This is a genomic window from Labrenzia sp. ATLA3 (assembly GCF_057180185.1).
Genome location: NZ_JBXUKV010000010.1, coordinates 128,115 through 142,062, shown reverse-complemented (window position 1 = coordinate 142,062; position 13,948 = coordinate 128,115). Strand labels below are relative to the sequence as shown.

The 13,948-nt window shown below is 61.4% G+C and carries 16 protein-coding genes; 3 read left to right on the top strand and 13 right to left on the bottom strand.

What is annotated here, in order from left to right; genetic code table 11:
* Window positions 1–212 precede the first annotated feature (212 nt).
* On the bottom strand, window positions 213–470 hold the full coding sequence (locus AC2A6O_RS26005; RefSeq protein WP_498931462.1) for a Rid family hydrolase: 258 nt from the start codon (window positions 468–470) through the stop codon (window positions 213–215).
* Between the two features lie 179 nt (window positions 471–649).
* Here AC2A6O_RS26005 and AC2A6O_RS26000 point away from each other — a divergent pair, with 179 nt between their 5' ends.
* The 3 genes from AC2A6O_RS26000 to AC2A6O_RS25990 all read left to right on the top strand — a co-directional run bounded on the left by AC2A6O_RS26000 (window position 650) and on the right by AC2A6O_RS25990 (window position 2,580).
* Window positions 650–1,246 carry a TetR/AcrR family transcriptional regulator gene (locus AC2A6O_RS26000; protein WP_498931460.1) on the top strand — a complete coding sequence of 199 codons (597 nt, stop codon included), beginning with the start codon at window positions 650–652 and terminating at the stop codon, window positions 1,244–1,246.
* Complete coding sequence (locus AC2A6O_RS25995; protein ID WP_498931458.1) at window positions 1,243–1,785, top strand: hypothetical protein; 543 nt, start codon at window positions 1,243–1,245, stop codon at window positions 1,783–1,785. The genes AC2A6O_RS26000 and AC2A6O_RS25995 overlap by 4 nt, the downstream gene beginning before the upstream one ends.
* Before the next feature lie 297 nt (window positions 1,786–2,082).
* Window positions 2,083–2,580, top strand: a complete 498-nt coding sequence (locus AC2A6O_RS25990) for a hypothetical protein (protein WP_498931456.1) — start codon at window positions 2,083–2,085, stop codon at window positions 2,578–2,580.
* 94 nt (window positions 2,581–2,674) lie between these two features.
* Here the strand turns inward: AC2A6O_RS25990 and hpxZ are convergent, their stop codons facing one another.
* From hpxZ to AC2A6O_RS25930, 12 genes are all read right to left on the bottom strand, one after another.
* Window positions 2,675–3,061: an oxalurate catabolism protein HpxZ gene (hpxZ, locus tag AC2A6O_RS25985; protein ID WP_498931454.1), complete on the bottom strand. Its 387-nt coding sequence runs from the start codon at window positions 3,059–3,061 to the stop codon at window positions 2,675–2,677.
* Window positions 3,061–3,831, bottom strand: coding sequence for a 5-formyltetrahydrofolate cyclo-ligase (locus tag AC2A6O_RS25980; RefSeq protein WP_498931452.1), 771 nt, complete (start codon window positions 3,829–3,831; stop codon window positions 3,061–3,063). Before AC2A6O_RS25980 ends, hpxZ begins: the two co-directional genes overlap by 1 nt.
* Before the next feature lie 16 nt (window positions 3,832–3,847).
* The gene (locus AC2A6O_RS25975; RefSeq protein ID WP_498931450.1) at window positions 3,848–5,263 is read right to left on the bottom strand and encodes an AtzE family amidohydrolase; all 1,416 of its coding nucleotides are present in this window, start codon (window positions 5,261–5,263) and stop codon (window positions 3,848–3,850) included.
* Window positions 5,260–5,445 (bottom strand): DUF4089 domain-containing protein, encoded by a 186-nt coding sequence (locus tag AC2A6O_RS25970; RefSeq protein WP_148587487.1) that lies wholly within the window; start codon window positions 5,443–5,445, stop codon window positions 5,260–5,262. Before AC2A6O_RS25970 ends, AC2A6O_RS25975 begins: the two co-directional genes overlap by 4 nt.
* Before the next feature lie 12 nt (window positions 5,446–5,457).
* On the bottom strand, window positions 5,458–6,123 hold the full coding sequence (locus tag AC2A6O_RS25965) for a cysteine hydrolase family protein (RefSeq protein WP_498931448.1): 666 nt from the start codon (window positions 6,121–6,123) through the stop codon (window positions 5,458–5,460).
* Window positions 6,123–7,664: an ABC transporter ATP-binding protein gene (locus AC2A6O_RS25960; RefSeq protein ID WP_498931446.1), complete on the bottom strand. Its 1,542-nt coding sequence runs from the start codon at window positions 7,662–7,664 to the stop codon at window positions 6,123–6,125. The genes AC2A6O_RS25965 and AC2A6O_RS25960 overlap by 1 nt, the downstream gene beginning before the upstream one ends.
* The gene (biuH, locus tag AC2A6O_RS25955) at window positions 7,661–8,398 is read right to left on the bottom strand and encodes a biuret amidohydrolase (protein WP_498931444.1); all 738 of its coding nucleotides are present in this window, start codon (window positions 8,396–8,398) and stop codon (window positions 7,661–7,663) included. Before biuH ends, AC2A6O_RS25960 begins: the two co-directional genes overlap by 4 nt.
* A gap of 5 nt (window positions 8,399–8,403) precedes the next feature.
* Entirely contained in the window at window positions 8,404–9,423 is a 1,020-nt protein-coding gene (locus tag AC2A6O_RS25950) for a formamidase (RefSeq protein WP_498931442.1), read from the bottom strand.
* Window positions 9,424–9,434: 11 nt separating this feature from the next.
* Window positions 9,435–10,358: an ABC transporter permease gene (locus AC2A6O_RS25945; RefSeq protein WP_498931440.1), complete on the bottom strand. Its 924-nt coding sequence runs from the start codon at window positions 10,356–10,358 to the stop codon at window positions 9,435–9,437.
* Complete coding sequence (locus AC2A6O_RS25940; RefSeq protein WP_498931438.1) at window positions 10,355–11,470, bottom strand: ABC transporter permease; 1,116 nt, start codon at window positions 11,468–11,470, stop codon at window positions 10,355–10,357. The genes AC2A6O_RS25945 and AC2A6O_RS25940 overlap by 4 nt, the downstream gene beginning before the upstream one ends.
* Window positions 11,471–11,589: 119 nt before the next feature.
* Window positions 11,590–12,702 (bottom strand): BMP family ABC transporter substrate-binding protein, encoded by a 1,113-nt coding sequence (locus AC2A6O_RS25935; RefSeq protein WP_148587493.1) that lies wholly within the window; start codon window positions 12,700–12,702, stop codon window positions 11,590–11,592.
* 246 nt (window positions 12,703–12,948) lie between these two features.
* The gene (locus AC2A6O_RS25930) at window positions 12,949–13,935 is read right to left on the bottom strand and encodes an isopenicillin N synthase family dioxygenase (protein ID WP_498931436.1); all 987 of its coding nucleotides are present in this window, start codon (window positions 13,933–13,935) and stop codon (window positions 12,949–12,951) included.
* Between the last annotated feature and the right edge of the window lie 13 nt (window positions 13,936–13,948).

The window sequence follows — 13,948 nt, the reverse complement described above, 5'->3', positions numbered from 1 at the left end:
TAGCAGCTTCAGTGTAGCTGCGATGTCGCATTGATCTCAAGGCCAGGGTCGGCTCTGGGCCGGGAAGCGACGCCAGCAAAGTCGATTGGATAGGTGAGGCCTGCCGTGCCGACGCAAGTCCGGTCCGAGCCCTCGTTTTACAAGTGCAGCAGTTCGCTTGAATGGCTGCAGTGCGTCATACACCTAGCCGATTTTGGCCGTGACCTTGATCTCTAGGAGCAAACTGGGGTCAGCGAGATTAACCACGCCGACAGCGGTCCAATTCGGGAACGGTGGTTTTGGAAAGACCATTTGTTTACCGCAGCGAAGGCGGCGAAGTGGTCATGCATATTCACATGAAAAGTGGTGATGTCGACAATGTCGTCGAAGCTGCATTCTGCGGCGCTTAGCACGTCACCCAAGTTTGCGAACGCCTGTTTAAACAGCGCCGCAGGATCCGCGATTGCGATGCCAGACGCGTCGACACCCACTTGTCCGGATACAAACAGGACCCCCAGCTTCTGACGGTCGCGGCGTATCCGTAGGCATCATAGTTGGCTTGTTTGCCCTTTGGAAAAACAACATCTCTCATCTTGAATCTTTTTCTATACAGTTGAATAGAAAAATAACTATGCAACTGTATAGAAATATCAAGTGAGTGGACTGAAAGATGGCACGCCCCAAATCCTATGATCGTCAGAAAGCCGTTGAGAAGGCGTGTTTAGCCTTTTGGGAACATGGGTTTCAGGCCCTGGGCGTAAGGGAGCTGGAACAACAGACCGGGATCAATCAGTTTGCCATACGGTCTGAGTTCGGAGGTAAGGAAGGGCTTCTCCTAGAGGCGCTGAACTATTATCGCGATGCCGCAATCACCAATGAAATGGCCCCGATGTGGGACGGTGGCATCCCTGAAATCATCACGTTCTTACGAGGTCTTGTGACGCCTGGTTCAATGACGTCCAGCGAGTTCGGGTGTCTGATGGTCAACACCGGGGTCGAGAATGCAAGGCTCAAGAGCCCCGCTTTGGAAGAGGCTACACGGGGCTATTGGACGGAGCTGGAAAGTCACTTCACACGGGCCCTGGAAAATGAACTGAGGGCGCAAGGCGGGAAAGTGCGTTTTTCGCCCGCCGAGCTGGCCGCGGCTCTGGTTTCTGCGGTTATGGGCGTTCATGTGCAAAACCGCACGCAAAAGGACCAGACGGCGGGGCGCGCCCTTGTCGATCTCATGTGCAACAGACTTGCGGAATTGAGAGCGTCATCATGAAGGCTGATATTCAATCGGTGACGGGGGTCGACGGCATATATGTTGCGCGGTTGGCGAAATTGAGCTGCACGGCTTTGCGCCTGCGAGATGGCAGCCTTTGCCTCTATAGCCCGGTTGCCGGAATGGAAACGGCACTCACCCAGAGCCCACACGAGTTGAGGGATGTTTCTGCCCTGTTGGCGCCCAACCACTATCACAACAAAGGTTTGAAGGCCCATGTCGAGGCTTTCCCGAATGCTACGTTATATTGCTCTGCCACGGCTAAACCTCGCCTGACTAAATTGACTGGCCTGACCTTCGACGGGCTAGATCGTTTGCGGGAGAAACTCCCCGACGGATCAGACCTTTGCGAACCCGATGGTCTGAAGACGGGGGAAGTCTGGTTGCAGGTAAGGTCGCGGGCCGATTGCGCCTTGGCTGTCACGGACGCGTTCAATGCGGCGCTTCGCCCTCCCGGTGTTTACGCCGATCAGGCGGGCCTGCTGGAAACTTTTCCGCGCTACGGCATCAGGACGCAGCTGCCTACAGAACCTGGGTGACTGAATTCCTTGCCACAGCTTCTCCGTCGATCCTGTTGCCCTGCCATGGCTCCCCAGTGAAGTCCGAGGATCTAACGGCGCAGCTCATTGGTTTGGTTGAAGACGCCTTCTAGTTGCAATGCGCAAAAGCGACCGTTGGCGCAACTGCTCGGAAAGTCCGCGCCGAATGAGGGGAAGACGGCATCATTGCCCTGACATGGCAGCCTGGCGTGTCCTGGCGGTAGACACCAAACAAAGCACACACCATCGGTCTGGTGGAAGCCACCCGGACTGAGTATGCTCCTTGGAATGATGGTCTTGCAGAACAGATATCAACTCGCCTTTGCCATAGTGGCACCCCTTCTATCGGGACCGGTCTTCGCCCAGTCAGCGATCGAACACCACGTATGGCAGGATGAACGGGAATTCGAACCATTCAGCCGTACAGCGGAAGCCATCACGGGTGCAATCAGGCTGTCCGGCAACAATCAGTTCGCGATCCCTGGAAGCAAGATGACAATCACTTTCGGCAACGGCAAGAAGGTGCAGCTGACGTCAGTTGGCGCCTCCCGGCGTCAGTGGGATGACGTCGACGACAAGATGGTGACTGCCGAAGTGTTCAAGGTCGCTAAGGATCCGGGCACGCTTCTCAACGGCAACACTCTTTGCGGCAAGGCAGCCACATTTCTGGTCTTCCATGAAACCTCGTCGTTTGGGGATTCTTTGCTTGGAGTTGCCGCTTTCGAGGGATCGGAAGAGCCAAAGGACATCAACAGCCCGGGGCTGTGCGGTACCTTCAACTATGTGATCGACTGAAAGTCGGCCCTGTTTATCGATGTCCGCCTGTCGAGCGTCACCCTGGTGACGTCGATGACGCGTAAGGCACCCCATTGCCGTTTGGGCCAGGCGATCAGGCCGTCTCGTCAATGACGCTGACATGGGCGGCCACGACCCGCCAACCGGCTTCCGTCTTCACCCAGGTCTGCATCTGACGGCCGACCTTGCCGCGTGCCGTGTCGCGGTAGAACAGCGTGGAAGCCGTCGCGAAGGACGTGCCATAAGTGGTGACCACGGTCCTGGCGAGTGTCCGCTCCAGGTTGCTGCTGCTCCTGGCGGATCGGAACGCGGCGATTTCCTCATAGCCGTAGAGGTTCTCGCCCCCACCGTAACGGATCGTGGTCGGTTCGTTCAGGAACAGTTGGTCCAGCGTCTCGACATCGTTGGTGACGAGCGCCGTTTCATAGACCTCGAAAGCCGCCTCGACCTCCGCCTTGACCGTAGTGATGTTGATGTCCATCAGTCTCTGTCTCCTGCCGCCTCGAGGCGTTCCCGCAATGTGGTGAGGAACGGAATGTCCCGGTACTGATCCGGCTGAACCTCGTCCCAGGCCACGCCGCGAGGCTGGGAAATGGAGGTCCCGGTCTCGATCAGTTCCTCCTCCGTTGCAATGGCGTGAAGCGCACTGTCATGCGCCATCATCACGAGCTGGTCGTTGCCGACGACCTGCGAGGAATGCACTGTCGTGGTGATCGGCGTGTCCGGCCTGAGTTTTGAAAGCTCGCGGAAGATACCGAGTTCCAGATCGGCGAACCCGCCGCCCTTGCCGGTGCGCGCACCTTGCCGGCTGACGGCAACGCAGCCGACCACGACCAGATCCAGCAGCTCCATGTCCTCGAATTCGACCGGCTCGCCGTGTTCCACAAACCCTTGCGAGGTCGCCGCCAGCTCGAACTGGATGCCTTTCTGTTCGAGTCTGTCCGGATCCAGCCGGACAAACGGATAGGGTTTCAAAAGCTCCGGTACAGGGGCATAGACGATCTTGCCCTCATACAGCGCCCTGAGCCGGACGGGGATCTGCGGTGGGTCGGGATTGCATTTCACCACACGGGCCTGCTGCCATTGCGGCAGGCGCGCCAGATTGCGGGCCGCAAGATCCGCACCCGCGAAATTCGGGATGCGGCTGAAGGCCGGGCCGATGCTGGTTCCGCTGGCCTCAAGGCCGGACCAGACACGCTGCCGGATCCTGTCCTTGTCCTGGTTTCTGCCTGCCCACCGTGCGTTGTCCATGCTTTCCACCTCCGCGTCATACGTCAAATTTGCTGCCGGCAACCGGCGCCTTGCAGACACCGGTTCGTTCAAGCGTGTCGGCAACCCTCAGGGCCAAGTCCTCACGCCAGGCCGGTGCGATAACCTGAACGCCGATCGGCAGGCTTGCGCCGTCGAGCCAGACCGGAACAGCAACGACCGGCAGGCCGATGAAGGAAATCGGCTGCGTGAACAGGCCGATATTCGGACGCGCCGGCATGGTCTCGCCATCCAGCGTGACGGTCTTCGTGCCGGACGGCAGTGCCGAAAAGGGCGTGGCCGGGGCCAGGATGATGTCGACATGCTCGAAAATGCCGCGCATCATCGCGCGGAACCAACTGCGGAAGCGCTGTGCCTGCTGAACCCAGACGGCAGGCACCATCGTGCCGGACAGGAACCTGTCACGCGTGTCCGGATCGAAGTCCTGCGGCCGGGCCATGATCCGGTCGAGGTGAAGGTTGGCGCCTTCGGCCGCCGTGATGACGTAGGCGGACGCTCGCGCCCTGGCCGCCTCGGGAATATCGATTTCGGCGGATACGCCCAATGCGCCGGCAACCGTGTCGACGGCGGAAAGGGCTTCCGGTTGCGCCATTTGCCGGAAGTACCCGCCCGCAATGGCGATCCTCAGCCCGTCCGTTCCCTTGTCAAGCTCCCCGCACGTCGCCAGATAGGGCCGGTCCGCCTGCGCCGGATCGTTCTCGTCCCTGCCCTGGAGAGCATCGAAAACGAGCGACAGATCCCGAGCCGACCGGGCCAGTGGCCCCAGATGATCGAGACTGCCGACAAACGGAAAGGTGCCGTGCCGGGACAGACGGCCATAGGTCGGCTTCAGCCCGAACAGGCCGCAGAAGGAGGACGGCACGCGGATGGATCCATTGGTGTCGGACCCGAGCGTCACCGGCACCATGCCGCTGGCCGCTGCCGCACCCGATCCGGAAGACGAGCCGCCACTCATGCGCCCCGTGTCATGTGGATTGAGGCAATTGCCGTCATGGGCGTTTTCGCCGGTGAAGTCATAGGCGAATTCACCCATGTGCAGGCCACCCATCAGGACACCACCCGCCTTGCGCAGGTTCGTAACGAGTGTTGCATCCGAGGTGGCCGGCGAGGTCTCGAGATTGATCCTGGAGCCGGCGCGGGTCACCACACCCTTGATATCGAACAGGTTCTTGACGGCGAAAGGCACGCCGGCCAGCGGCAGGTCCGCCCCTGCGGCAACAGCCGCATCGACGCTTTCGGCCTCGGCAAGCGCCCGTTCGCGGGTCACATCCGTGAACGCGTTAAAGGCAGGATTGAGCGCCTCGATCTGCTTCAGCGAAGTCAAGACCACGTCAACGGCCCGTCTCTCTCCCGTTCTGACCGCCGCTGCGATCTCCGTGGCGGACGACGTGGCCGGGTCCATTTGTGCACTCATGCCTCGAACACCGGTGCCGCCTCGACGTCGTCTTCTAGCGGAAAGGCCAGGACGAGTTCAGCGGCCTTCTGCGTGGCTGCGATATGGGCCTCGACGACGGGTCGCCAGTCGTCCTTTATGGTCAGTCCCATGACCTTTTCCATGTGGGCGACGTGGGATTTCGGGTCGAATTCAGCGCTCATGGGCACTCCGGTTCATTGGGTGATGGCATTTTCGAAATTCGCGAGCGGCGCCGTCCATCCGACGATGCCGCCCTGCGCCCGGATCATGTCGAGCGTGGCCGCCTTGAACTCGGGGAAGTAGCTCTCAGTCGCCTCCTCGATCACGAGGCATTCGTAGCCCCGGTCATTCGCCTCGCGCATTGTGGTCTGGACGCAGACCTCCGTGGTCACGCCTGCAAAGACCAGGTGTTTTACGCCGAACCCTTCCAGGATCTTGCCCAGTTCGGTCGCGTAGAACGCGCCCTTGCCCGGCTTGTCGATGACGGTTTCACCCGCGACAGGCGCGCAGTCGGTTATGATCTCGGCGCCCGGTTCGCCGCGGATCAGGATCCGGCCCATTGGCCCGGTGTCCCCGATCCGTAGCGCGGGACTGCCGCGCTCTCGTTTGGCTGGCGGACAATCGCTCAGATCCGGCGCGTGGGTCTCGCGGGTGTGGATCACCGGCCATCCCTTCTGCCGGAACAGCTGAAGCAGCTTGCCGGTCGGTGCGATGGCCCGTTGCATATGCGAGATGTCATTGCCCAACGTTTCGCCGAACCCGCCCGGCTCGATGAAATCACGCTGCATGTCGATCACGACGAGCGCGGTGGCTGCGGGGTCCAAGCTGAACGTGAAAGGCGCGGCATCAATCCTGATCATCAGTGATGCCCCGCCATGGCATGGCCGATCGTGGCCCTGTCTGTTTCCGCCATCGGCGACTGGTAGGTGATCCTGCCTTCGGACATGACCGCGACCGTATCTGCCAGTTCGAGAATTTCATCCAGATCCTCCGACACCAGAAGGATCGCCGCCCCCTTGTTGCGCTGGTCCATGATCTGCGCCCGGATCTCCGCGACCGAGGCGAAGTCCAGCCCGAAACAGGGATTGGCGACGATCAGGACGTCGACTTCGCCGGACAACTCGCGGGCCAGGATTGCCCGCTGGACATTGCCGCCGGACAGGTTCTCGATCGGCTCTTCCGTCGACGGTGTCTTGACCCGGTAGGCGGCGATCAGTTCGCGGGCCCGTTTGCGCATGGGCGGCGGCGACAGCCAGCCCTTGAACGGGGAAATTGGCGCCTTGTCGAAGGTGCGGAAGGCCATGTTCTCCGCGACGCTCATGCGCGGCACGGCAACATTCTTCAGCGGTTCCTCCGAAAAGCCGAACACCTTGAACCGGTCCATCTGGTCCCGTTCCGGTTCATAGGGTTTTTTGTCGATGAAGATCCGGCCATCCCTCGGCGTGCGTTGTCCGGACAGGACCTCGATCAGTTCCGACTGGCCGTTGCCGGACACCCCGGCGATGCCGAGGATTTCGCCGGTGTGGATCTTCAGGCTGATCGCCTCGATCGCGGGCAGTTCCTCGTCGTCATCCGCAAAGAGGCCGGCCAGCTCGATTTTCAGGGTTTTTTCCGGCTGCGCGACACGGGCAGCGCTTTCACGGATGTCCGCCTCGCCGATCATCATGTGGCTCATCTCCTCGACGGACAGATCCTGGACCCGCCCGCTGCCGACCACCCGCCCGCGCCTGAGCACCGTGACGTCGTCCGCATAGGCAGTGACCTCTCGGAACTTGTGCGTGATCATCAAGATGGTGAGTTCACCGGCCTCGGTCATGCCGCGCAGCAGCCCCAGAACTTCGTCCGCCTCGTCCGGTGTCAGCACAGATGTCGGTTCGTCGAGGATCAGGAACCGTTGGTCCAGATAGAGCTGCTTCAGGATTTCAAGCTTTTGCTTTTCCCCGGCTGAAAGCCCCGAGACGGGCACATCCAGCGGCACCTGGAACGGGGTTGTCTCCAGAAAGGCGTTGAGCGCCTTTCTTTCCTTTGTCCAGTCGATCACCGCCGGTGTGTCCGCTCGTGCGATGACAAGATTTTCCGCGGCGGTCAGGGACGGCACCAGCGTGAAATGCTGGTAGACCATGCCGATCCCGAGCGCATGCGCGGCCCGCGGATTGGGCACGGCAACCTGCTTTCCATTGACCAGCATCGACCCCCTGGACGGCTGGTAGAAGCCCATCATGCATTTGACGAGAGTGGACTTGCCGGCGCCGTTTTCCCCCAGAAGCGCGTGGAACGACCCGGGTGAGACCCGGATCGAAACGTCATCCAGGGCGGTCAGCCCCCCGAACACCTTGCTCATGCCGATGGTTTCCACGCCGATGGCGCGCGGTGCAGGCGTGGTTGTCTCTGCGACACTCATGCCGACGCCTCCCCGGAAGCCCTGCGCAACCCGCCGAGAAGCGTTTCGCTGTCCGCCACCGCGCCGAAGACACCGCCTTGCATGGTCACCATCTTGAGCGCCGCCTCGTGATTGCCCGGGTCGGTCGCCGCGCAGCAATCGGCCAGGATCAGGCATTCGAATCCCCGGTCATTGGCTTCGCGCATGGTGGTGTGTACGCAGACATCCGTCGTGATGCCGGTCAGGATCAGGTTGTCGATGCCCCGGGTTCTCAGCAGCAGCTCCAGATCCGTTGCGCAGAACGAGCCCTTGCCGGGCTTGTCGATGATCGGTTCGCCTTCGACCGGTGCAAGTTCGGGAATGATCTCCCAGCCCGGCTCACCCCTGACGAGGATCCTGCCGCAGGGGCCCGGATCGCCGATCCCCGCGCCGATCTGGCGAGAACGCCAGCGCTTGTTGGCGGGCAGGTCGGCAAGATCCGGCCGGTGTCCCTCGCGGGTGTGAATGATGTGATAGCCGCCGGCCCGCATGGCGGCGAGCACCTTGCCGATCGGTTCGATAGGAGCCCGGGTCAGGCCAATGTCGTACCCCATGCTGTCGACATAGCCGCCCTTGCCGCAGAAGTCGGTCTGCATGTCGATGATGATCAGCGCGGTGTTGTCCAGCCGAAGATCGCCGTTATAGGGCCAGGGATACGGGTTCGCGGCGACCTGTCCCTCTGCTGTTTCCGCAGTCATAACTTGTGCCAGGCTCATGCCGGTCACTCCGCCGCGTCGCTGAGGGAGGTTTCGCCGAACACGCGATCAGGTGCCTCGAAACCGCAGGAGGTGCCGTCCTTGTGCAGGACATCGTCCTCCCAGGGCAGACGGTAGCGCCCCGCTGCAAGGTCGGTCATGTAGGTGTAGGGGCAATCCTGTGCGCCGCCTTTCACCGCCACGTAACCGCGATGACCGAACTGGTAGATGTTGTTCTCCACGCCCCAGTTGATGCGTGCCTCGCGCACGAGATCGGGCCGGACTTCCGCAGTGATGATCTCGTTCGGCCGGCCGCTGGTTCCATGGGCCAGAATGGTGCCGTCGAAGTTGACGATCATGCCCTCGCCCATGCTGTCGAAGGTCCCGTCAGTGCCACACATGCACACATTGGCGGTCACCATGAGATTGCAGAAGGCGTTGGACTGGTTGGTGAACCTCCAACTCTCCCGGATGGGGGCCGTGTAGCCGGCCGTCCGGATCATGATTTCGGCGCCCTTGTAGGCGCACTCCCGGGCCATCTCCGGGAACATGCCGTCATGGCAGATGATCAGCGCCAGCTTGCAGCCGTTCGGGCCGTCGATCACCGGAATGCCCTGGTCACCGGGCTCCCACGGTTCGACGGGCACCCAGGGATGCATCTTGCGGTAATAGAGTTTCAGCTCGCCCTTATCGTCGATGACCAGCCCGGAATTGTAGGGCATGCCGCCGGGGTTGAGTTCCATGATGGAAAAACAGCCCCAGATTTCGTTGTCGACACAGGCCTTCTTGAAGGCGGCCACTTCCGGACCGTCCAGCGTGCACATGATGTCCGGATTGATATCCATGGACAGGCCGTGCAGCGCATATTCCGGGAAGACGACCATGTCAATGGTCGGCATGTTGCGCCGGGCCTTGGCCACCATGTCAACGATCACCTGGGTCTGCCGTGCGAGATCGTCCTCGGTCGCGACGGTCGGCAGCTGCAGCTGCACCATTCCCAGAACGACCCCATTCGGGGCCTTGTTCAGTCCTCCAAGTCCGCTCATGTCGTGGCTCCTTATTTGGTGATCGAGAGTTCGCCGGGGGCGCCCTTGAGCGACCGTCTGGGGGACGTGCTCGCGATCATGATCAAAAGGGTGAGGATGTAAGGCGCGGCATTGAAGAAGTGATAGCCGCGCGAAATGCCGATGGATTGAAGGGCCGGGCCGAGCGCTCCGGCCGCGCCGAAGAGCAGTGCTGCCCAGAAGCAGTAGATTGGGTTCCAGCGCGCGAAAATCACGAGCGCGACGGCCATCAGTCCCTGTCCGGAAGACAGTCCCTCCGTCCAACTGCCGGGATAGTAGAGCGACAGGAACGATCCCCCGACGCCAGCGAAAAACCCGCCAACCATGGTCGACAGCAGCCGGACCTTGTCGACATTGATGCCGAGCGCCAGCGCCGCCGGGGCACTGTCCCCGGTCGTGCGGATCGTCAGTCCGTAGCGGGTGTTCTTCAGCGCCCACCACAGGAAGACAGCCAGAACGATACCGAGCAGGAACAGCGGGTTGATCTCGAGCGCCTGGCGCACGCCCGGATGATCGCTCCACGACCCGAAGGATAGCGACGGCAGGCGCGGCGCTGACGGCTGGATGTAGGCCTTGCCGAAAAAGAAGGCGAGACCGGTGCCAAACAGCATCAGCGCGATGCCGATGGCGATGTCGTTGACCTTGGGCAGCTTGCAAAGGTAACCGTGCAGCGCGCCAAAACCCGATCCGCATAGTCCGGCAACGAGCACGCCCAGCCAGGGCGAGCCCGTATGGTAGGAGATCGCGTAGCCGGACATGGCGCCAAAGACGAGCGTGCCTTCCAGTCCCAGATTGATGCGCCCGGATTTCTCCGTCAGCATCTCGCCAAGACTGACGAACAGGAACGGGGTCGAGACCCTGATGGCTCCGGCGAACATCGCCAGCAGCACGGTCATGAAGCCGGCGTCGTCGCTCATTGTGTGCCTCCCTTCGACTTGAAGATGGAAAAGCGTCCGTAGAAGGTTTCCGAAACCAGGATGACGAGGAACAGCAGCCCCTGCAGGAAAAGCACTGTGGCGTCCGGCAGGTCCATGCGGCGCTGGATCAGACCGCCCGAGGCGGCGATCCCGCCGAGGAAGAAGGCGACCGGTATGATCACCAGCGGATTGTGGCGGGCGAGGAACGAGACGAGAATACCGGTGAAGCCGTAGCCCGCGATCAGGGAGGCATTTGCCTTGCCGTGAATGGCGGCGACTTCGAAGAAACCGGCCAGCCCGGCACAGGCACCGGCAATCGCGCAGGACACAACGACAAGTCGGCCGACCGGCAAGCCCTGCGCCTTCGCAGCCCTCAGGTTCCCGCCCGCGATCTGCGCGGCGAAGCCGAACGTGGTGCGGTTCATCAGAAGATAGAGCAATGCGCACAGGACGACGCCCACAAGCAGCCCCCAGTGCACGTCCGTTCCGGGGATGACGCCGATCATGTTGTCCGAGCCGATCGGCCGGGTCGACGGCTTGTTCGGGTCCGAGGGATCACGCATGGCGCCCTCGACGAAGAAGTTCAGGATCGAGACAGCGATGTAGAACATCAGCAGCGACGCGATCGTCTCGTTCACTCCGCGGTAGTGCCGCAATGCGCCAACGCAGCCGATCCACAGGCCGCCGGCCAGCATGCCCGCAATCGCCATGACACCGAGTATCAGGAAGCTGGGCGCCCAGTCGATCATGGGAACAGCGATGGCGGCGGCAGCGAAACCGCCGAGAACCAGAGCCCCCTCGCCGCCGATGATCACAAGACCGAGACGCGCCGGGATGGCAACGCACAGGGCCGTGAACACAAGCGGCGCGGAGCGCACGAGCGTGTTCTGCCAGGAAAAGCTGGTGCCGAAACCGCCGCGCCACACGAGCGAGAAGAAGTCCACCGGGGATTTGCCGAGTGCGAGCAGGAAGATGGAAAACAGGAGCCCTGAGAAAACCAGTGCCAGAAGCGGAATGACCACATATTCAGCCGACTGCCTGAGCCGGTCCATGAGATCGCCCCCCAGGCTGGACTGGACCGCAAGTCCGGGCGTTTCCGTGGTGTCTGCCATGCCAATTCCCTGATGTTTGAGCCGCACGCGCGGCACTCCCCGGCGTTTGCCGCCGGGATGTCAGCCACACCCGGCGGGCCATTCGGGAACGGCTCGCCGGGCATGCCACGGGGTTATGCTCAGGTAATCGAGCCTTGGACGCCTTCAATCAGGTAGTCGGTCTGGTCGAGAGACGGTTCGTAATTGTCGAAGCTGGCTCCGGCCGCCAGCAACTGGGTGCCGTCCTGCTTGTTGATTGGCCCGACGAAGATCGGCTTGCCCGCCTTGACGTCGGCACGGGCCGCATCGGCCGAGGCGATCGCAGCTTCCGTGGCCCCGGCGCCATAGGGTGTGGAGCGCACGAAGTCGACATCGAAGCCACCGCCCGTGAAGTTCGGCAGGGGCTCGCCTTCGGCCAGATCGGCGGCGAACATCTTGTAGATGGTCTCCCACTTGTATTCCGCCCCGGTGATGAAGCCGTTGGGCGCGAGCGGTGCCTGGGAGGCATTGTGGCCGCAGCATTTGACGCCCCGAGACTCGGCCGTTTCGATCACAACTTTCGGACCGTCGACATGGCAGGTCAGAACATCACAGCCGGCATCCACCAGCGCGTTGGCGGCCTCGGCCTCCCTCACCGGCATCGACCATTCCCCGGTGAAGATCACCTGGACCGTCGCTTCCGGATTGACCTTGCGCGCGCCCAGAAGGAAGGAGTTGATGTTGCGCAGAACCGTGCCGATCGGCTTGGCGGCGACAAATCCCAGCTTGTTGCTGGTTGTCGACAGGCCGGCGGCAACGCCGTCCACGAAATGCGCCTGATCGAGATAACCGAAATAGCTGCCCGCGTTCTTCGGATCGCCTTCCGTCCACAGCGGCGCCGCGTGCCGGAATTCCACGTCGGGGTACTTTGCAGCCACATCCAGCACGAACGGTTTGTAGTAACCGAAGGAGGTCGCGAAAATCAGTTTGGCCCCGTCCAGGTTGATCATGGATTCCATGGATTTCTGGACCGCGATCGTTTCCGGCACGTTCTCTTCTTCCACGACCGTCACGCCCGGCACGGCCTTCAGTGCGGCGGCGGCCACGGCGTGGGCCTGGTTCCAGCCGAAGTCGTCCCTCGGGCCGACATAGACGATGCCGACCGTCAGATCCGACGCATGCGCCAGCCGTGGAAAGCCGGCCGAGGACAGCGCGGCAAGCCCCGCTGCAGATGATTTCAGGATAGTCCGGCGTGAGAATTCGAATTTCGACATGACGTCCTCCGTATTACGACGAAGCCAAGCGCAATCGGCCACTCCGTCTGTCTCTTGCTTAAAATTAGCAATCCCTGTGCCATTTCCCCGTCTAATGAGACTCGTCACACACAGATGACCAAGGCTCTGTTCTTATTTGTGTTTTCGTTTTGTCTTTCAGTTCTTCATGCCTGCCGGCATTGCCTGCGCACCCTTCGCTTCGCAGTTTTGCACATAAATTAAGCAGTTTATGAAAATGGCTAATTTTTAGCCAATTTGGTTTCCTCCATTTCCGGCGGCTTTCACGGGTTCGTAGCTCGCATCGAGTTTGGATTTCAGGTAGTCGGCCCCCGAAATCGGGGCATATCTCGCGGTCTCTCCAGCCCCCAAACAGCTGGGCAGGCAGGCAACTTCTGCGTCCGGGTTGGGGTCCAGAAAAAACGCGATTGAGAAACGTTCGAGGCCGCTGGAATTGACCACCCGGTGAGGTGTCGAAACATAGACGTCGTTGGTCCAGCGCATCAGGCAGTCGCCAATATTGCAGACGAACGCACCTTCGATGGTGGGCGCCTTGAGCCAGACCCCGTCCCGTCGGCGCACTTCCAGTCCGCCGACAGCGTCGGGGAGCAGGATGGTGATGTTGCCGTAGTCCGTATGCGTGCCGGCACCGATCTGGCCCTCCTCTGCGACAGCCGGTTGCGGCGGATAGTGCAGCAGCCGGAGCGTGGCCATGGGGGCATCAAGCTTGTCCTCGAAGAACTCCGGATCGGCCCCGAGATCGCTTGCCACAGCGCGGTGCATCGTGCGGCCCAGTGCCCAGACGGCATTGAAATAACCGAGCACGGTTTGCTTCCAGCCCGGCAGGTCAGGCCATTGATTGATCGCCCGGAAGGGTTCGCCGGCGAGAATCCTGGGGTCGTCCGATTCCAGATCCAGTCCGATATTGAAGGCTTCCTTCAGATCGGACGGCTTCGACGGATCGAGGTTCTCGCCCTTCATCGGCACATAGCCGCGATTGGTCCTGAAGAAATCCTTCGTAAGCGCCATCTTGGCGTCCGTCGGCAGCGCGAAAAGCTGATGTGCGGCCGCAAAAACCTGTTCGATCAGCGCCGGGTCAACACCATGGTTGGTGACGTAGAAAAACCCGGTCTCACGGGCCGCCTTGCCGATTTCGGCCGCGACGGTCTCAAGACCGCCAGCGACACCGTGCGTCAACGGCTCGAGATCGATGATTGGAATGTCCAGGTCGGCCATGGTCCGCTATACC